This is a genomic window from Streptomyces sp. CNX435, from assembly GCF_059570575.1.
Map to the genome: position 1 here is coordinate 1 of NZ_JCANTA010000034.1, position 19,456 is coordinate 19,456.

13 protein-coding genes are annotated in these 19,456 nt (G+C 69.8%); 5 read left to right on the plus strand and 8 right to left on the minus strand.

Annotated elements, in window-relative coordinates; all coding sequences use genetic code 11:
* On the minus strand, window positions 1-281 hold a 281-nt coding region (locus T328_RS33490), incomplete at its 3' end, for a transposase (RefSeq protein WP_496500018.1).
* A gap of 188 nt (window positions 282-469) precedes the next feature.
* Between T328_RS33490 and T328_RS33495 the strand changes: the two genes are divergently transcribed.
* Both T328_RS33495 and T328_RS33500 read left to right on the plus strand, forming a co-directional pair.
* On the plus strand, window positions 470-4,870 hold the full coding sequence (locus T328_RS33495) for an NACHT and WD repeat domain-containing protein (RefSeq protein ID WP_496500019.1): 4,401 nt from the start codon (window positions 470-472) through the stop codon (window positions 4,868-4,870).
* Complete coding sequence (locus T328_RS33500; protein WP_496500020.1) at window positions 4,863-5,738, plus strand: hypothetical protein; 876 nt, start codon at window positions 4,863-4,865, stop codon at window positions 5,736-5,738. The genes T328_RS33495 and T328_RS33500 overlap by 8 nt, the downstream gene beginning before the upstream one ends.
* Window positions 5,739-6,052: 314 nt before the next feature.
* On the opposite strand, the gene T328_RS33505 is transcribed toward T328_RS33500, so the two are convergent.
* Together T328_RS33505 and pta are read right to left on the minus strand one after the other, a co-directional pair.
* On the minus strand, window positions 6,053-7,267 hold the full coding sequence (locus tag T328_RS33505) for an acetate kinase (protein WP_496500021.1): 1,215 nt from the start codon (window positions 7,265-7,267) through the stop codon (window positions 6,053-6,055).
* On the minus strand, window positions 7,264-9,438 hold the full coding sequence (pta, locus tag T328_RS33510) for a phosphate acetyltransferase (RefSeq protein ID WP_496500022.1): 2,175 nt from the start codon (window positions 9,436-9,438) through the stop codon (window positions 7,264-7,266). The genes T328_RS33505 and pta overlap by 4 nt, the downstream gene beginning before the upstream one ends.
* 241 nt (window positions 9,439-9,679) lie before the next feature.
* Between pta and T328_RS33515 the strand changes: the two genes are divergently transcribed.
* Both T328_RS33515 and T328_RS33520 read left to right on the plus strand, forming a co-directional pair.
* Complete coding sequence (locus tag T328_RS33515; protein ID WP_496500023.1) at window positions 9,680-10,705, plus strand: 6-phosphofructokinase; 1,026 nt, start codon at window positions 9,680-9,682, stop codon at window positions 10,703-10,705.
* Window positions 10,706-11,244: 539 nt separating this feature from the next.
* The gene (locus tag T328_RS33520; protein ID WP_496500024.1) at window positions 11,245-11,451 is read left to right on the plus strand and encodes a hypothetical protein; all 207 of its coding nucleotides are present in this window, start codon (window positions 11,245-11,247) and stop codon (window positions 11,449-11,451) included.
* 22 nt (window positions 11,452-11,473) lie between these two features.
* Here the strand turns inward: T328_RS33520 and T328_RS33525 are convergent, their stop codons facing one another.
* Window positions 11,474-12,355: a LysR family transcriptional regulator gene (locus T328_RS33525; RefSeq protein ID WP_496500025.1), complete on the minus strand. Its 882-nt coding sequence runs from the start codon at window positions 12,353-12,355 to the stop codon at window positions 11,474-11,476.
* Between the two features lie 139 nt (window positions 12,356-12,494).
* Here T328_RS33525 and T328_RS33530 point away from each other — a divergent pair, with 139 nt between their 5' ends.
* Window positions 12,495-13,367 (plus strand): aldo/keto reductase family oxidoreductase, encoded by an 873-nt coding sequence (locus tag T328_RS33530; RefSeq protein WP_496500026.1) that lies wholly within the window; start codon window positions 12,495-12,497, stop codon window positions 13,365-13,367.
* On the opposite strand, the gene T328_RS33535 is transcribed toward T328_RS33530, so the two are convergent.
* The 4 genes from T328_RS33535 to T328_RS33550 all read right to left on the minus strand — a co-directional run bounded on the left by T328_RS33535 (window position 13,364) and on the right by T328_RS33550 (window position 19,409).
* Entirely contained in the window at window positions 13,364-13,948 is a 585-nt protein-coding gene (locus tag T328_RS33535) for a GNAT family N-acetyltransferase (protein WP_496500057.1), read from the minus strand. The genes T328_RS33530 and T328_RS33535 overlap by 4 nt on opposite strands.
* 71 nt (window positions 13,949-14,019) lie before the next feature.
* A complete protein-coding gene (locus T328_RS33540; RefSeq protein WP_496500027.1) occupies window positions 14,020-14,535 on the minus strand; it encodes a putative immunity protein in 516 nt (171 codons plus the stop codon).
* A gap of 66 nt (window positions 14,536-14,601) precedes the next feature.
* Window positions 14,602-14,880: a DUF6881 domain-containing protein gene (locus tag T328_RS33545; protein WP_496500028.1), complete on the minus strand. Its 279-nt coding sequence runs from the start codon at window positions 14,878-14,880 to the stop codon at window positions 14,602-14,604.
* Entirely contained in the window at window positions 14,880-19,409 is a 4,530-nt protein-coding gene (locus T328_RS33550) for an HYD1 signature containing ADP-ribosyltransferase family protein (protein WP_496500029.1), read from the minus strand. The genes T328_RS33545 and T328_RS33550 overlap by 1 nt, the downstream gene beginning before the upstream one ends.
* Between the last annotated feature and the right edge of the window lie 47 nt (window positions 19,410-19,456).

Below are 19,456 nucleotides of genomic sequence, written 5' to 3' on the forward strand. Positions count from 1 at the left end.
ACCGTCTTGGCCCGCCGCCCGTTACGGGAGTTGCCGCCGTCCCGGCCGGCCGCATCATGCTTCTCATAGCCGAGATGCTCGGTCATCTCGCCGTCGAGAGCGGACTCGATGACCCGCTTCGTCAACTGCTGCAGCAGACCGCCCTCGCCGGTCAGCTGCAGACCCTCCGCACGGGCCCGGTCGACCAGCATCCCGACCAGCTGGTCATCCACGACCGGCACTGCGGCAGCCTCCGGCACCGGCGACGTCTCGTTCTCAGCCTCGGGCACAACATCAGTCATTCGGTGTCACTCCATGATCCAGTTCCACCGTCTGTTGTACACACCCTGCTGCAGGCGCATCCGAGGATCGGAGGCGCGCTGGTGTATCTGGAAGGCCCGCCGCTGCGGGATAGGCGGCTCACCTTCAGGCTAACGTTGGGATCGCGTAGCGAGCCCGCGAGGTGGTGTTGGCCGATGAGGGGGTACGCGTGGCCGAGCACCGAAGAGTCGTCTTTGCCGCCGGTGTGTCGTTGACTTATGCAGAAGGGAGTGAAGACACTGGCCCGCCGCCTCTTGATGCCCTGGACCCGTTGACCGACGCACCCCGGCACGCCAAGGTGGTCGAACGGGCCTTCACAAGGTTGGGCTACGTGGCACAGTTTGCTGGCCGGACCACTGATCCGGCACGACTCGTCACCGGCGTCAAAGCAGCGGTATCCTGCGGGGCCGACGTCGTCGTCGTCCACGTGGTCGCGCACGGACGCCCGACGCGCAGCAGCGGCAAGCTCGTCGTGGTGGGGCCGGACGGCCGAGACCTCGCCGAGCCGGTTGAGCGTTGGCTCGAGTATGTCGAGGATGGTCGCGATGAGCCGCGGCCAGTCGTGCTGTTCATCCTCGACATGTGCGTGTCGGGCTTGGCGGCGACCCTGCCGTGGCACCAGAACCTCGGCCCCGGTCAGCGGCGGGCCTGGGTCTTGGCCGCGACCGACTCCCGCAGCAGCGCGTACGATTTTCGCCTGAGCCGGGCTCTGGCCGAGGTCATGGACCAGTACACCACAGGGGTTCTGCGCGTGGACCCCTCGGTGGAGTTCATTGACCCGAGGGTCATCGCCCGTGAAGTCGATCTGCACATCGCACGGTTTAACCATGCCGAGGGCGGCATACAGCACATCGAGGTTAACCGGGCTCCGTGGACGGATCGCATCGAGGAGTTGCCGTTTTTTCCGAACCCCGCGTTCGACACGACGGCGGTCCGCGTGGCTGGCGTGGACGAGGCGCTGCGGCCGTTCATCGATGAAGCACTGGACGAGCAGCACTTCGCCACTCGCGCCGCTGGCACCGCACCGGGCGCAGGGCTGGCACCTCGCGGGTACTTCCAGGGGCGCGCAGCCGAGTTGCGCGCCTGTGCCGCTTGGCTCGAAGGCGACGACGACGCCGATCTGCGGGTGGTGACGGGGAAACCCGGGGTCGGCAAGTCCGCACTGATCGGGGCGCTGGTGTGCGCCGCGCATCCCGAGCTCCGTTCCCGCTACCGGCACGTGTGGGGCCACTTGCCGGCCAAGCCCGCCGAGAATCCGCGCCTGATCGCGGTGCACGCCCGCAAGCTCGGTCGGGATCAGATCGCTGATTCCATCGCCCGACAGCTGGGCTCGGCCGTGGCCGAGCGGCCAAGCGAGGGCTGGACGGCTCGGGACCTCGTCGCACTCGCAACAGCAGGCCAGGACCCCCGACCGTGCTCAATCATCATCGATGCCTTGGACGAGGCGCAGCGCCCTATCGATGTGGTGACCGGCCTGCTCCTGCCACTAGCCGACGCCCGCCGTCCGGACGGCGGCCCGGCCGTGCGCCTGCTGATCGGTGCTCGGCACGAGCAGCGGTTCACGGCGCTGTTGAACCGTGCGGCCGAAAACCACGGCCTGCTCGATCTCGACACGGCCGACGCCGACCGGCGCACCGAGGTCCTGGAGGCATACGTCGAAGAGCTGCTGGCCGACGCCGCCTGGTACCGCACGGTGGACGGCCGACCGGCGGCCCGCGCGTTTGCCCGCGCCGCAGCCAAAGCCCTGGCCGCCCGCCCATTGGAGTGGGGCGAGTTCCTGGTGGTCGGCCTCTACACCCAAACCCTCATCGGCAGGCCCCCGTTGCGGGACGCCGAGGAGGCGGCGGCGGTCGGCCGGGCCGTCCCGGGGGATCTGGACCAGCTCTTAGCCCACGATCTCGAACACATGACGTCGTGGTCGACCGGCGCCGTCCTGACCGCTGTCGCCTTCGCCGAAGGACGCGGCATACCGGAGCGCGTTATCGCCCGGGTGAGTTCCGCCTTCGACCTGGCCGACGCCTCCACACCGCTGCCGATCGAACAGATCCGGACCTGCTTGGAGAAGAGCCGGTTCTACCTGCGTCGGGACATCGACGTCGACGGCAGCACTCTGTACCGGCTGTTCCACGAGAGCCTCGCCGAAGCGCTCCGCTGGCGCCCGTACCGGCCGGACGGTTCCCGGGTCGAGCCGGAATCGGAACACGACCGGGGAGGGACCGAGACCAGCGCGCTATTCAGCGGCCAGGTGCTGGCGCGACTGCTCGAGACCGTGCCGACAGACCTCGACGGCCGACGAAGGTGGGTCGACGCCGAGCCATACCTGCTCGAGAACTTGGCGCGCCATGCCGTTATGGCCGGCAGGCTCGATGAACTCGTGCAGGATCCGGAGTTCCTGGTGCACTGCGTCCCCCAGGCGCTGGTCCGCGAGCTCCCAGACGTCGATTCCGCAGAAGCCAGAGCGATCGCATCGATCTACCGCGCGGGATACCCACGACACAGCGCTCCCGGCACGACATTCCAGGACCGGCGACTGCTTCTCGCGATCGAAGCGGCCCGCTACGGTCGGGCAGATCTCGCCAACCAGTTCGGTCGCCCCCTCACCTGGACGCCGCGATGGGCGACCGGCAGCGGGGTCACCCCAACCCACATCCACACCCTGTTCACCGGTGACAGCAGGGTCACCGCCGTCGCGATCGGCCATTTGGAAAATGCCGCGATCACCGCCACCGGCACGGACGGCGGAGCGGTGCACATCTGGGACTTACGCTCCGGCCAGCGTCTCCACAGCCTCACCGGACACCGCGGCGCCATCGCCTCAATCGCGATCAGCGCGGTGGACGGCGTCCCGATCGCCATCACCGGCAGCAATGACGGCAGCACGCGGATCTGGGATCTGCACAGCATGCAGCTCCTACACATACTGTCCCACGGCTCCGGAATCGGCAGACTCATCGACCTCGCGGTCGGCGTCGTCGACGGGACGCCAACCGCGTTTACCAACAGCTACGCTCCAGACGGCATCTTTCCTGACGAGCATCATCCGGAGATCCGCGGCTGGGATCTGCGCACCGGATACACACTCAGGCAGAAAATCGGCAACCGGCAGAACAGCAGCATTGCCCTCGGCGAGTTGGACGGCGAGCCGATCGCCGTCACCGACACTGAAAACTCTGCGCAACTGTGGAGTCTGCGCGACGGGCGCAAGCTGCGCTCGATGACAATGCCACCCATGATCGGCTACCCACCACCACCGAAACGGCCCATCGTCATCGGCGACCTCGCCGGCCGGACGGTCGCCTTCATCGGCGATCAACACGGTGCCGTCCATAGCTGGGACCTGCGCACCGGCCAGGAACTTCGTACCCTGACCGGACATGAAAGACCAGTCGCTGCCATCGCCCTCAGTGGGCCAGCGGACACCCCGCTCGTCATCACCGGCGATGCAGACGGCACGGTACTGGTCCGGGATTCGGGCACCGGCGAGCGGCTGCACAGCGTACGCGGGCACGGTGCGAAGGTTTGCGCAATCGCTGTCGGCGAGCTGGACGGGAAGCTGATCGCGGTCAGTGGCAATTCCGACGGCACTGCCCACGTGTGGGACCCGTGCGCCGAAAAGCGGAGCACGGTCGGCGCCGAACGCGCCTTCCGCGTCGCGCTCGGCGAACTTGAGGGCAGACCGATCGCCGTCACCAGCAACGGCACTGGTGACGATGGCGATGGCGGCTTCCTGAACGTATGGGATCTGCACGACGGGGCTCTGCTCCAAACCATAACCGAGCGCGGTAGCCGTCTCATCTCGGCGATCACAGTGGGCACGGTGAATACCGCGGACGGGGCGAACAGGGCGACACTCGCCGTCACCGGTGATACGGCTGGTGGCCTAGGCGTGTGGGATGTGGGCATCGGGCAGCAGTTGCACGCGCTGCGAGGTCACGACGAGTGCGTCACTGCAGTGGCCCTGGCCCAGTGGCACGGCACACCGATCGCCGTCACCGGCAGCGTCGGCGGACACGCAGTGGTGTGGGACCTGCGTACTGCACAACAGCTCTGCGAACTCACCCGCGGCACAGACGGAGTGTTCGCAGTCGCCCTCGGCGAGCTGGACAGCACGCCGATAACTGTCACCGCTGATGGAAGCGGTGACCTCTCGATTTCGGATCTGCGCACCGGATCGAGGATGTGCGTGCTACGCGGCAATGGCGAGTGCATCACGGCGGTCGCCCTCGGCGAGCTGGACAGCACACTGATAGCCGTCACCGGCACCACCAGGGGAGTCCTGCAGGTGTGGGACCTGCACAGCCAGCGACGACTCCGTACCTTGAAAGGTCATACCGGCAGGGTGACCGCAGTCGCCCTCGGTGAGCTGAACGGCACGCCGATCGCCGTCGCCGGAGGCACCAACAGCACTGCGCGAATGTGGGATCTGCGCACCGGCTCGGAAATCTATGTTCTGCCGCTTCCCGACGCATGTCAGGACCTGGGCCTGGCCCCGACGGGTCTCCTCACCCTGGTGGTGGGTCCGGACATCGTAATCATGGAACCGAACCCGCCTGGAGGCGCTCGTGGTTGACACCAATGCCCGGTTGCGAGTCGTCGCGGTCCACGGGGTCGGCTACCACGATCCGCGCCGAGCTGCCGACGCAGTCCGTCACGCCAACGCGGCCGACTGGACGGGCCATCTGGCCCGTGGCTTGGGCATCGAGCCAGAACGCCTGAACGTTGCCTTCGCCTACTACGCTCCCGCCCTGAACGCCACGGCACGGCGACAGGGCTCGGACGACGAACTCGCCGACGAATTAGCCGCCGGAATGCTTGCCGACTGGCTGGCCGAGCTCGGTGCACCAACCCCGGTCGCCCAGGGCGCACTCACCCTGCCGCTCCGTCAGGCCGCCTCCTGGATCGCCGAACACTTCGGCCTGGACGGTCGCCTCACGCACCTGTTCATCCGGGTCTTCTTCCGAGAAGTCGCCACGTATCTACGCACTCCCGACTCTGAAGCCCGAGGTCGAGCCCGCCGAACTGTCGAAGACCTCATCGCGGAGCACCAGCCCGACGTCGTCATCGCGCACTCGCTAGGCACGGTGGTCAGCTACGAGGCTCTCCACACGAAATCCAAACAGCGAGTACCCCTTCTACTCACTCTCGGCTCCCCTCTCGCGCTGCCCAAAGCCGTATTCCCGCGTCTGCAGCCGTCGCCCACACAGGACGGCGCCGCGGGCCGTGAAATGGGCTTCCGGCCGCCAGGTGTCGAGCGCTGGGTGAACATAGCCGACCCCGGAGACCCGGTGGCCATCCCACCCCGGCTGGCCAAGGCATTCCATGGCGTGACCCTCGACCTGCCCGACACCGTGCACGCCACATATGGCTTCCACCATGCGCGCAACTACCTCGCTTGCGCTGCTACCGCCGCAACCCTCGCACCGTATTTGGGACTCTGAGTCAGCCTCCTCCACGCTATCCGGGCCAGCCAGAACCTCCACCACGGTCTCCCGGGAGACGACGAACCGCTCCCAGTCGAGTTCCGCTTCCCGCAACGCGGCCAGCACCCGGTCCGCCTCAGCCCGCAGCGCTTCCACCCGCTGAGCGGCAACTCGTTCCCGCTCCTCCAGCAGCCCAATCACCGACGGCATTCCGCACCTCCACAGCCACGCCGACACGACGTGCTCTGCCTGCCACGGAAACCCCGGCACTATGCCTGAACAGCGACAACACGGTGATCAAGTACGGAAAGACAACAGCTTCTCAACCGGAATTATTGCGGTGGAGGAAGCGACAACCCGCGCTCGCCGACCAGGTCGCGGGTCTGCGTGGCGATCTCCAGCTCCTCGTCGGTGGGCACCACGGCCACCGCCACCTTCGAGCCGGGCGCGGAGACCACCCGGGGCGCCGAGCCGCGCACCGCGTTGCGTACGGAGTCCAGCTGGATGCCGAGTACCTCCAGGCCGCGCAGTGACGCCTCCCGTACGGCGGCTGAGTTCTCCCCGACGCCGGCGGTGAACGCGATCGCGTCCACCCGGCCCAGCACGGCGGTGTACGCGCCGACGTACTTGCGGATGCGGTGGACGTACACGTCGAAGGCCAGCCGCGCGCGCTCGTCGCCCTCGGCGATCCGGCGGCCGATCTCCCGCATGTCGTTGTCGCCGCAGAGGCCGGCCAGCCCGCTCTGCTTGTTGAGCAGCGTGTCGATCGCGTCGGTGTCCATGCCCGCCTCGCGGGCGAGGTGGAAGATCACCGCCGGGTCGAGGTCCCCGCTGCGGGTACCCATCACCAGGCCCTCCAGCGGGGTCATCCCCATCGACGTCTCCACGCACCGGCCGCCGGCGACGGCGGAGACGCTGGCGCCGTTGCCGAGGTGCAGCACGATGACGTTGAACCCCTCCGGGCCCGCCGGATCGCGGCCGAGCAGCTCCGCGGCGGTCCGGGAGACGTAGGCGTGGGAGGTGCCGTGGAAGCCGTAGCGGCGGATGGCGTGGGCGTCGGCGGTGGCCGTGTCCAGGGCGTAGCGCCAGGCGTGCTCGGGGAGGGTGGCGTGGAAGGCGGTGTCGAAGACGGCGACCTGCGGCAGGTCGGGGCGCAGCTCCCGGGCGACGCGGATGCCGGCGATGTTCGCCGGGTTGTGCAGCGGCGCGAGCGGGACGAGCTTCTCCATCTCCGCCAGCACGCCGTCGTCGACGAGGGCCGGCGCGGTGAAGCGGGTGCCGCCGTGGACGGCGCGGTGGCCGATGGCCAGCAGGTCGGGCGAGTCCAGCCCGTGCCCGGCGGCGGCCAGCTCCTCGCCCACGGCGCGCAGCGCCGCCGCGTGGTCCGCCACCCCGCCCCGGGTCTGCGGCTCGCCGATCCGCTCGACGACGCCGCGGGCGGGGCGGTCGGCGCCGGGGGTCGGGCCGGCCATGTCGATGAGCTGGTACTTCAGCGAGGAGGAGCCGGAGTTGAGCACCAGCACCCGGGTCGGGGCCGCGGCGGTCACCGCGCACCGCCCTGCGCCGGTGCGGCGGTGCCCTGCGCCTGAGCGGCGGTGCCCTGCGCCTGGACGGCGGTGATCGCGACCGTGTTGATGATGTCCTGGACCAGCGCTCCCCGGGACAGGTCGTTCACCGGCTTGTTCAGCCCCTGCAGCACCGGCCCCACGGCGATCGCGCCGGCCGTGCGCTGCACCGCCTTGTACGTGTTGTTGCCGGTGTTGAGGTCGGGGAAGACCAGCACCGTGGCCTGCCCGGCGACCCGCGAGTGGGGCATCTTGGCGGCGGCGACGGTCGCGTCCACCGCCGCGTCGTACTGGATCGGGCCCTCCACCTGAAGGTCCGGCCGGCGCGCCCGGACCAGCTCGGTCGCCCGCCGCACCTTGTCGACGCCTGAGCCGGAACCGGAGGTGCCGGTGGAGTACGACAGCATCGCCACCCGCGGCTCGACGCCGAACTGCGCGGCCGTCGCCGCCGACTGGATGGCGATGTCCGCGAGCTGCTCGGCGTCCGGATCGGGGTTGACCGCGCAGTCGCCGTACACCAGCACCCGGTCCGCCAGGCACATGAAGAAGACGGACGAGACGATCGCGGCGCCCGGTGCGGTCTTGATGACCTCGAACGCCGGGCGGATGGTGGCCGCCGTGGAGTGCGCGGCGCCGGAGACCATCGCGTCGGCCAGGCCCTGCTGCACCATCAGGGTGCCGAAGTAGTTGACGTCGCCGACGACATCGTACGCCAACTCCACGCTGACGCCGCGGTGCGCGCGGTACTGCGCGTACAGCTCGGCGAAGCTCTCGCGCAGCGGCGAGACACGCGGGTCGGTGATCCGGGCCGAGGCCGCGCCGCCGGGCTCCGCCGCCGGCTCGTCCGCGCCCAGCAGCGGCAGGCTCAGCCCCAGCTCCGCCGCGCGCCTGCGGATCGTCTGCTCCTCGCCGAGGAGCGTGAGATCGCACACCCCGCGCCGTACCAGCACCTCCGCCGCCAGCAGCACCCGCTCCTCCGTGCCCTCCGGCAGCACCACGTGCCGTCGGTCGCCCTGCGCCCGCTCGATCAGCATGTGCTCGAACATCATCGGCGTCACGCGCCCGCTCGCCGCCACCGTCAACCGCCCGGTGAGCTGCGCGGAGTCCACGTGCGACTCGAAGAGGCCGAGGGCGATGTCCGCCTTGCGCGGCGTCGCGGCGTTCAGCTCGCCGCGCAGCCCGACCAGCGCGGCGGCGGTGGGGAACGAGCCCTCGGCCACCGTGAGCAGCGGCGTCCCCGGCGCCAGCCGCTCGGCCAGCGCCATGATGTCCGGGCCGGGCCGCTCGTCCAGCGTCAGCAGCACCCCGGCGATGGCGGGGGAGCCCGCGGAGTGCGCGGCCAGCGCGCCGACGACGAGGTCCGCCCGGTCGCCGGGCGTGATGACCATGCAGCCCTCGCTCAGGGCCGGCAGGAAGGCGGGCAGCATCGCGCCGCCGAAGACGAAGTCGCGTACGTCACGGGCCAGCCCGCCGGCGTCGCCGGCCAGCAGCCCGGCGCCGAGCGCGTCCCGTATCTGCGCGACGGTGGGCGCGGCGAGGCCGGCGTCCTCGGGGACGACGTACACCGGGACGGGCAGGCCGACCTCACCGGCGGCCTGCCGGGCCGGTGCGGCGGCGGCCGGGGCGACGCGGTTGGCGATCATCGCCAGGACGTCGCAGCCGAGGAAGGCGTAGGCGTCGTGGGCGTTGCGGACCTCGGCGACCACCGAGTCCGCGGACTGCTCCGCGCCGCCGACGACGGGGAGCACGGCGGCGCCGCACTCGTTGGCGAGGCGGGCGTTGAGGGCCAGCTCGGCCGGGATGTTGGTGTCGGCGAAGTCGGTGCCCAGGATCAGCACCGCCTCGTAGTCCGCGGCGACCTCGTGGAACCGCCCGACCAGCCGGGCCACCAGCGCGTCCGTACCCTCCTCGGCCTGCAGCGCGGAGGCGTTCTCGTACGTCATGCCGAGCACGCCGGCGCGCGGCTGGCTCAGCCGGTAGCGGGCGCGGAGCAGGTCGAAGACCGGGTCGCGGGCGTCGGCGCCGGCATGGGCCAGCGGACGGAAGATCCCGACCCGGTCGACCTGGCGGGAGAGCAGCTCCATCATGCCCAGCTCGACGACCTGGCGGCCGTCCCCGCGGCCGATGCCGGCGACGTAGACGCTGCGGGCCACTCCTGCACTCCATCCGTCGCGGTCCCGTCCGACCATACCGTCGGGCCGGGGGCGGACGCGCGGCGGCCGTTCCCGTGACGACCGGTGTGACGGCGGGGTGACGGCCCGGTGTGACGACCGGTGTGACGGCGAGGTGACCGCCGGGTGTGACTCAGGGTTAACCGGCTGTTCGGGCGGGTGACTCTCGGAGCATGGGAGAATCGCTTCGATCAGGCATGCGACTGGACCGAGCGGGAGAGACATGCGCATCGGAGTACTCACGGCGGGTGGAGACTGCCCCGGTCTGAACGCGGTGATCAGGTCGGTGGTCCACCGGGCCGTGGCCGGTCACGGCGACGAGGTGATCGGGTTCGAGGACGGCTTCAAGGGCCTGCTCGAAGGCCGCTACCTCAAGCTGGACCTCAACGCCGTCGGCGGCATCCTCGCCCGCGGCGGGACCGTCCTCGGCTCCTCCCGGCTGGAACGCGACCGGCTCCGCGAAGCCTGCGAGAACACCGAGGAGCTGAGCCGCGAGCTGGCCCTGGACGCGCTCATCCCGATCGGCGGCGAGGGCACCCTCACCGCGTCGGCGATGCTCGCCGACGCGGGCATGCCGGTCGTCGGCGTACCCAAGACCATCGACAACGACATCTCCGCCACCGACCGCACCTTCGGCTTCGACACCGCCGTCGGCGTGGCCACCGAGGCGATGGACCGGCTGAAGACCACCGCCGAGTCCCACCAGCGCGTCATGGTCGTCGAGGTCATGGGCCGGCACGCGGGCTGGATCGCGCTGGAGTCCGGCATGGCCGGCGGGGCGCACGGCATCTGCCTGCCGGAGCGGCCGTTCGACATCGGCAACCTGTGCAAGATGGTCGAGGAGCGCTTCGACCGGCAGAAGAAGTTCGCCGTCATCTGCGTCGCCGAGGGCGCGCACCCGGCGGAGGGCACGATGGAGTACCAGAAGGGCGAGATCGACCAGTACGGCCACGAGCGCTTCACCGGCATCGGCAACCGCCTGGCCGGCGAACTGGAGCGCCGCCTGGGCAAGGAGGCCAAGCCGGTCATCCTCGGCCACGTCCAGCGCGGCGGCACGCCCACGGCGTACGACCGCGTGCTGGCGACCCGCTTCGGGTGGCACGCGGTGGAGGCGGTGCACCGCGGCGACTTCGGGCAGATGACGGCGCTGCGCGGCACGGACATCGTGATGGCGCCGCTGGCGGAGGCGACGCGGGAGCTGAAGCGGGTGCCGGCGCACCGGATGGACGAGGCGGAGGTCGTGTTCTGACGGGCGCCGCCTGAGGGGGTCGACTGCCGCGCCGCCTGGCGGGCGCTGCTGCCCCCGGGCCTTCCCGGGGCCTGGAGAGGGCTGTCGGGGTGGGGCCGGCGGGGGCATGATGGTGGGCCCGCAGCGGTCGTGGCGCCTGGGAGGGGTGGGCAGGAGGTGACGTTCCGGCAGCACTTGAAGCAGGAGGCGTACCGGATCCTGGACACGTTCCCGGAGGAGCTGAGGCCCGAGATCTACGTCGTCGCCCTGTCGCTCTACCGCGTCGACCAGGACGCCCGCTATCCGTACGTGTCCGTCGGCTACAACACCGAGGCGCAGATCCGCCGCGAGTGCGAGGCGGCGCGCGCCGAGCTGGATCCGGACGGCGAGGTGCGGTGGTCGTACGCGTACTGGATCCTGGACGGCTTCGAGCGCGTCGGCCATGTGCCGGAGGACCCGGTGGGCACCGCGCTGCACCGGGCGGAGGCGACGGCGAAGGGGTTGTGGTTCGAGGACGAGGAGCAGTTCTCGGACCGGTGGTCCACGGTGTACGACGTGCTGTGCGCGGACTCGCCGAGGACTGCGTGGACGTGGCCCGGCATCTGCACGAGACGGGCCGGGTCGAGGAGGTGCTGGGGCGGCCGGTGCCGGTGGTGCTGTTCGACATGGACGATCCGGAGGAGCAGATCCCGCTCACGGCGGAGGCGAACCCGCCGGAGCTGGTGGTGGACTACCTGGCGTGGCAGCGGGCGCAGGCGGCGGAGTAGCGGGGCGCCCCGCCCGGGGGCGTCACAACCGCGTTGCCGTCCGGACCAGCCGCGCGAGGGCGAGCGAGCGGCTGTGCGCCGGCCACGCGATGTGGGTGACGACCGGGGGCGCGTCGGTCAGGGGCACGGCGGTGTGCTCGGCCCACAGCCAGGCGCGGGCGGAGTCGGGGAAGACGGCCACCGTACGGCCGAGGGCGATCAGTTGCGCCAGTTGCGTCTGGTCCTGGATCTCGGGGCCCGGGCCGGGCGGGTGCGTGTCGTCGCGGGACCAGCGGGCGAGCGGCAGGCCGGGGATGTCGCTGACCTCGGCCAGGGTCAGGGTCGTGCGCGCGGCCAGGGGGTGCGCGGTGGGCAGGATGGCGATCTGCCCCTCGGTCAGCAACTCCTCGCTGTCGAATCCGGTGAGGGAGTTGAACGGCGCGTGCATGAGCGCCACGTCGGCGCGGCCGTCGCGCAGCATCGCGCCCTGTTCGCACGTGCCGCTGGGCAGCACCTCGACCTCGGCGGCGCCGGGCTCGGCCGCGTAGGCGTCGAGGAGTTTGTGCAGCAACTCGTGGGACGCGGCGGCCTTCACCGCCAGCACCAGGCGGTTACGGGGACCGCCCGGACCGTCTGCGTCGCCCGGACCGTCCGCACCGCCGGCGCGGCGGGTGCGGCGGGCGGCGGCGGTGGTCGCGTCGAGGGCCGCGCGGCCCTCGTGCAGCAGCATCTCCCCGGCCCCCGTCAGTGCGACTCCGCGGCGGTCGCGCTCCAGCAGGCGGACGCCGAGCCGCCGTTCGAGCTGCTGAATCGCCCGGGACAGCGGCGGCTGGGCCATGCCGAGGCGCGCGGCGGCGCGGCCGAAGTGCAGTTCCTCGGCGACGGCGACGAAGTACCGCAGCTCGCGGGTCTCCAGGGTGTCCATGACCACAGCGTACGTCGGTGATACCTGCCGGGTATGACAGGCCACCGGGTCGGTATTGGATGCGCCGCTCTCATCGGTGCGACCATCACGGCACGGGCAGCAGCCCCGTATGCACCGGTTCAACCGTAAAGGCGTCACCATGAACACCCCCTCCGCACCACTCCCCGGCGGTACCTGGCCGCTGGGCGACCTGACCGTCACCCGCGTCGGCTACGGCGCCATGCAGCTCGCCGGCCCCGGCGTGATGGGCCCGCCCACAGACCGCGACGGCGCGCTCGCCGTCCTGCGCGAGGCCGTCGCCCTCGGGATCACGCACATCGACACCTCCGGCGCGTACGGCCCCCGCGTCACCAACCAGCTCATCCGCGAAGCGCTCCACCCCTACCCCACCTCCCTGCACCTCGTCACCAAGGTCGGCGCGGTCCGCGACCCGCAGGGCGGCTGGCCCCCCGCCCGCCGCCCCGAGGACCTGCGCCGCGCCGTCCGCGAGAACCTCGACGACCTCGGCCTCGACGCGCTCGACGTGGTCAACCTCCGGCTCGGCGACGCCCAGGGCCCCCGGCCCGGCTCGCTCGCCGAGCCCTTCGAGGCCCTCGCCGTACTGAAGGAGCAGGGGCTGATCCGGCACCTCGGCGTGAGTAACGCGACGGCCGAACAGGTCGCCGAGGCACAGGCGATCGCGCCGATCGTGTGCGTACAGAACATGTACAACCTCGCCCACCGCCAGGACGACGAGCTGATCGACGACCTCGCCGGCAAGGGCATCGCCTACGTGCCCTTCTTCCCGCTCGGCGGCTTCACCCCGCTGCAGTCCGCGACGCTGTCCGCCGTGGCGGCCCGGCTGGGTGCGACGCCGATGTCGGTCGCCCTGGCCTGGCTGCTGCGGCGGTCGCCGAACATCCTGCTCATCCCCGGTACGTCGGCGGTGGCGCACCTGCGCGAGAACGTCGCCGGCGCGGGACTCCGGCTCTCCGGCGAGGAATTCGCGGAGCTGGACGAGATCGGCCGCTAGCGCTCACCGGGCCGGGGGCGGGGGCTCCTCCGGTGGCCGGGGCCAGGGCCGGGGGCCCCCGGCGGGGTGAGATCGAGTCGCCAGACGGCCTCGTCGTCGTGGACGAGGTCCGTACGCACCAGCCCGGCGGACGCCGCGACGGCGGCGGAGGCGCGGTGATCAGGATGGACGTGCGCGACGACGGCCCGCAGCGGCAGCCGCCCGAGCCTGGCGACCAGCCCCCGCGCGGCCTCCCCGGCGATGCCCCGCCCCTGCCACGGAGTCCCCACGACCCAGGCGACCTCGGCGACCGCGTCCCGGATCGTCACCTGCACGTATCCGCCCAGCACGCCGTCCGCCCGCAGGCGCAGCACCCAGTTGCCCCACACGGTCCCGCCCCCGGGCGCCCCGGCGGCCAACCGCGCGTAACGCGCCCGCAGTTCGCCGAGCGAGGGCGGCGAGCCGCCGGTGAACTCGTAGAGCGCGGGGTCGCCGAGCACGCCGGCCATCTCGTCGGCGTGCTCGACGCGCAGCGGGAGCAGGTCGAGCCGCGCGGTCCGTATGGTCTCGCCGACGGCGTCGGCCAGTTCGGTGTCCGTCAGAACCTCCCGTGATTGTGCACATCTTCACACAAATCCCCGCCGGGCCCGTTCAGATCCCGCCAGTCCCCGGTTCAGCAGTCGAACACCGACCAGCAGATGTCGTTGCGCAGCCGCTGGTCGTCGAGCACGAGCGCGCGGATCTCCTCCGGAAGCCGGTCACGCTGCCACCGGCACTCGCGCCGCCCCGCGGCCTCGCTCTCGTCCGCCGGCACCGCGGCGCGGGCGGCCTTTATCGCGTAGGCGGCGGCGCCGAGTTCATGAGCGGCAACGTGCGCGACGACCGCGGCCTGCCCCGCGGCGTAAGCCGCATGCCGCGCCGCCCCGCGCAGATCCCTGGCCGCCCCCATCGCATGCCCGCCGGCCGCCCGGGCATCCATCATCCTGACCTCGCCACGCACCCAGGCCCGGGCGTGCTCGATCGCCTGTCGCGGACGCGGATCCCCGGGCCGGGCGGCCTCGAAGTGACCGAGGACGTGCTCCGCGCACGTGGCGGCCCAAAGGGCGAGGAGGTGGTGGTGCGCGTCGGTGAGGGAGCCGCCACGGCGGATGGTCACGAAGCGGGGATCCCGGACCTTCGGAAGGATCACGGGACCACCGTAGGACTCCGGCCGGGTTCGGTGTCCGTCAGAACCCCGCAACCGCGTCCCGCGGGCTCAGCGCGAGGTAGCCTGTTGCCAGACCCGCTCGAATTCATCCCCCGTGATGGCATGCGGAGTGAATTCCTCCTGTGCGGCGATTTCTTCGATGCTCGGAAATCTGGTTTCGCTGAGCATGGTGGTTCCGGTTGCCTGCTCGGGGCCGGCGTAGTCGCGTCGGCCATTGCGGTGAACCTCCACCTTACGGACCTCCCAGCCAGATTCGTCGATCTCGCTGTACAGCTCCACCGGCTCATCGGGTAGTTCATGGTGCCACGTCACTCTCAAGTACCGCATCAGTTGGATCCCCAGCTCACAATTCTGTCGGTCAAGTCCAAGGGTTCGCTGTTAGGAACCACGAATACATTATCCCGCCCTTGTATCACGTTGAGGCCGGATACGTCGATCTCGACGTAATGCGAGAAGCGTGACCCCTGGAACGGTTGGCCGATGAACGCTCGTGAGAGTTGAGCGTTGGTTCTGGTACCTGGTGCTATGTCAGACAGATATTGCCCATCCCCGTATCTGGCGTCGTTCGGGTTCACTGCGGAGAGCGAGGGGCGAAGCTCCCGACTCGCCACAATGCCTTGCTGTCCGGCTTCGTCGGTGTAGTGGAAGAGTGTCCGCGGAGGAGAGCTGGCTGAATATGGCGAGAGGCCGAGTGGATCGGATTCGGTGTGCGGGTGCTGAACGTAGGTGACGGGGTTCGGGTCGGGCGTGAGGCCGAGTGGATCGGGTGTGGTGTAGCGGGCGACGGCGGGATCGTAGTATCGGTGGACGTTGTAGTGCAGCCCGGATTCCGGATCGTGATATTGGCCTGGGTAACGGAGCGGTGTGTAGGCGGTCGATGTGGTGGCCCACATCATGTTGCCCCACAGGGTGGTGCGGGTGTGCCAGGCCAGTTCACCCGTCTCGTCCACCAGTTCCCGGGGGGCGCCGATCAGGTCGGTGACGACGGCGAAGAAGCGGGAGTCGATCTCGGCTTGAGTGGTGGCGTCGGTGATGCGTTCGGTCTGGGATATCGGCGCCAAGCCCTGATGGTCCCAGGTGAGGGTGACCGGATGGGGATACTGGGGCGCGCGGGTGGTCTGCTCGATCAGGGTGGGGCCGTCCCAGGTGAAGACCGTCTCCTCGACCACGGTCTCGACGTCCGCGGCCAGCCGCTGTTTGCTGGTACGCCTGCCGAGCGGGTCATAGCGATAACGCCAGACGGTTCCATCGGGGGTGGTGGTTTGAGTCAGACGGTCTTCGATGTCATAGGAAAAGTGCCACGTATCCGGCTTCTTCGACAACCGGATCTTCTGCCGCAGCGTCAGCCGTCCTGCAAGATCGTGCTCGTATCGGTACTGTCCAGCGCGGGTGAGACAGGTGCCGGAGTACGCGCGAGCGCCGGCGCTCTCCGCGTGGGCGTGCCTGCTTGGCAAGGTCGCATGGGTCTGATTGCCGAGCGGATCGTAAGCGTACGACTCTGACCATCCTGGGGCGGTCACCTCGGTGACCCGGCCAGCGGCATCCAGATGAAAGGTCCGCCGTCCACCCACCTGCTCGTCCACGGCGGAGAGATGACCGTCGGCGCGGTAGGTGTAGGAACGTTGCTGCACCGGCCCCGAAGCACCGGTGGCGGTGAGCGCCTGCTTGACCAGCCTGCCCGTCGGGTCCCAGGTCGAGTCCAGCACGACGGCTGCACCGACGTGGCGGGCGGTTTCACGACCGGCGGCATCGTATGTGAAGTCCAGCGTGTGACCGGATGCGGTCACCGTGCTGCGCCTCCCGGCCGCATCGTAACCGTAGGTCGTCTGCGCCCCCGTGGGGGTGGTGCGGTGGATGCGTCGCCCCTGAGCGTCGTAGGCGTAGGTGGTGGTCCGTCCGTCGATTGCCTCGGAGACGATGCGGCCGAGTTCGTCACGCTGGTAGGTCAACTCGGCGTCTGCGCCGCGGGCACCCATCAGTCGTCCGGCCAGATCGTAGGCGTATGTCGTGACCGACCCGGCGGCATCCTTGCCTACGACCTGCCCGAGGGCGTCGCGCTCGTACGTGATCGTCTCACCGGTAGCTGAGGTCCGTGCGGTGAGCTGTCCGGCGGCGTCGAGAGTGTAGGCCGTGGTTCGACCGTCGAAGTCGACTTCGGCCACCAACCGGCCCGCGGGGTTATACGTGTATTTCCAAGTGTGACCCAGGGAGTTGGCGACCTCGGCCAGCCGCAGATTCGCATCGTAGGTAAACTCGTGACGTGAACCATCGGGGTTGACGCGTGCCACCAGAAGATCGAAGTGGCTGTACTCGTAGCGGGTCTCCCGGCCGATTGCGTCGGTGTGCTGGACACAGTTTCCCTCACCGTCGTATGCCCACGATTCGACATCCCCACCCACGTCGATACGGCTGGCGAGCCTTCCCTCGGTGGTCCACACCAACCTGGTTGTTGAGTCGAGCGCGTCGGTGACCGTGACCGGGCGGCCGAAGGCGTCCCGCCGGTAGCTCATGCTGCCACCGAGAGAATCGATGAACTTCGTGGGCAGACCCGCGGCGTCACAGCGCACGCGAGTCGTCTGTCCGCAGGCGTCTGTTACCGCTTCCAGACGGCCTTCGTGATCGTAAGCGAAGCGGGTGGTATGGCCGGCAGGGTCGGTAAGGCTGGTGCGATTTCCGCGCTCATCGTATTCCTGTTGCCATATCGCACCGCCCATCTCGACGACTGTTACCGGTAGGCCGAGGCGGTTGTGCGTGGCGGTGGCGGTCTCACCATCAGGCCGAGTGATCGCTGTGACGTGGCCCACCGGATCGTAGGTGAACGTACTACTCCGGCCCAAGGGATCGGTCTCGGCAATCACGTTGTGGTCTTCGTCGTATTCGGTGCGGGTGGTGTGGCCGAGGGGATTTATTTCGGCGATGATCTGGCAGTTGTCGTTGACGACGAAGCGGGTGGCGTGGCCGTCGCTGTTGGTGAGGGTGGTGACGGTGGCGTCGGGCCAGTCGGGGTGGGTGCCGTCGTAGTCGAGGGTGACGGCGAGGTGGCCGGCTTCGCCGCCTTCGGCGACGCAACGGTCGTGCTTGTCGTAGATGTAGTCGTAGCGGCGGTTGTTGCGGTCCGTCCACGAAGTTGCGCGTAGGCGCTCGTCGTAGGTGAAGCGCAGCGGCAGGCCGGAGGAGTTGATGTCCTCACTCAGGTTGCCGGCTTCGTCGTAGCCGAACCGCTTGATCACCACGTCGGAGCCGTCGTCGGCCGCGTCGGCGAGAGCGAGTCTGGTGATGCGGTCGTCTTCGGTGGTGAGTGTGAGGTGGTAACCGGCGGAGTGGCGGATGCCTGTCGGGGCGCCGGTCTCGTCGTCGTAGGTGAAGGTGAGGGTGTGGCCGTTGCGGTCGGCTATCTGCTCGATCAGGCACAGGCCGTCGTCGTCGGGTGGGGTGAAGCGGCGGGTGTGGCCGGTGATCGGATCGGTGATCGTGTAGCCGCCGGTCTCCAGTCGCGCCAGCGGCCAGCGGGGCCCGGACTCGGGCAGCGTGTCGGTGCCGGGTCCGGTGGGGTAGGCGAGCAGGCGGCCGTCCTCGGTGGCGAACACCACCCGGTCCGTCGCTATCTCCAGGTGCTGGTCGACGGTGGAGGCCCAGGTGGGGCCGAACCACCAGCCGCAGCGGTAGGTCGAGCCCAGTCGGCGGGAGAAGGTCAGTGGCAGAATGCCGGGCAGCTCGATGTCGGTCTGCGGCAGGTACATCGCCCCGGTGGCCAGGTCGACCGGGTCGGTGAACTTCGAGACGATGCTCTTCATCCGGTTGAACGCGCCCTTGGCGCCCTGTGCGGCGTCGTCCAGCATCGTCACGCCGCGCTTGGCCAGGCCCAGCACCCCGGCCTTCATAGCCTTCAGGCCCTTCATCGCCTTCAGCCCGCCCTTGAGGCCCTTGGCCAGGCCCTTGAGGGTGGTGAGGCCCTTCATGCCGGGGATGCAGTCGAGGGCGGCGAACGCGACGTCCCAAAGAGATGCTTCGCCGTTCATGTACTTGACGAGGGTGTCGGCGAGGACGACGAGGGCGGCGGCGAGAACGACCCACGCCAGGGGGCCGCCGATGATCAGGACGACGATGCCGAGGACGGCGACGATGACCTTGCAGACACTGACGATGGTGTCCCAGTTGTCCTTGACCCAGTCGACCGCCTTCTCCCACCACTTACGGTTCTGGATCCCGGCGTCGGAGGCGTCGTCGAGTTTGTCCTTGGCGTCGGACGCGGCGTCTTCGCGCATCTTCTTCGCGTCGGCGGCCAGCTTCTTCGCCGCTTCGAGGCCGGACTCGGCGTTGTCGACGGCCGTCTGGGCGCTGGACTGGGCGGACTTGGCGTCGGTCGCGTTACGGGCGGCGGCCCGTACCTCCGACTCGTCGGGCTTGTCCTTGCCCTCCTTCTCGTCGTACTCCTCGGTCTTCTTCGTCGCCCGGTCGACCCAGGAGTTCGCCGACTCCAGCCGGCCCGTCGCGGACGTCAGCTCGTTGCGGGCCTCACGGCCCCGGGCCAACGCCCTGTCCGCCATCGACTGGGCGCGCTCCAGCTTCGGCCAGTACGCGGCGAGCGCGTCGCCCGCCAGGTCGTACGAACGCTGCAGCTTCTTCAGGTTCTTGGGGACTTCCTCGAACTCGTCCTGGAACGCCTTCGCCGTCTTCCCCGCCCACCGCAGCAGCGCGTCCTCGCCCGCCATGCCCTTGATCTGGCGTAACGCGTCCGCCACGTCGTCGGCGAAGTCGTGTAACTCCCGGGCCAGCTGCTTCACCCGCTCCGGGTCCCCCGGTACCGGGTCCTCGTCGAGGTCGAGTACGTGCCAGTCCGTCGGACGGGTGCCCACCGGTACCGCCCCCTAAGGCGTACACGCGGTCGCTTCCGTTTCGTACA

What these genes read in the sequence shown, in the direction of transcription:
- T328_RS33515 (WP_496500023.1), top strand. Translation starts at nt 9,680, where the DNA reads ATGCGCATCGGAGTACTCACGGCGGGTGGAGACTGCCCCGGTCTGAAC.
- T328_RS33530 (WP_496500026.1), top strand. Translation starts at nt 12,495, where the DNA reads ATGAACACCCCCTCCGCACCACTCCCCGGCGGTACCTGGCCGCTGGGC.
- T328_RS33525 (WP_496500025.1), bottom strand. Translation starts at nt 12,355, where the DNA reads ATGGACACCCTGGAGACCCGCGAGCTGCGGTACTTCGTCGCCGTCGCC.
- T328_RS33545 (WP_496500028.1), bottom strand. Translation starts at nt 14,880, where the DNA reads ATGCGGTACTTGAGAGTGACGTGGCACCATGAACTACCCGATGAGCCG.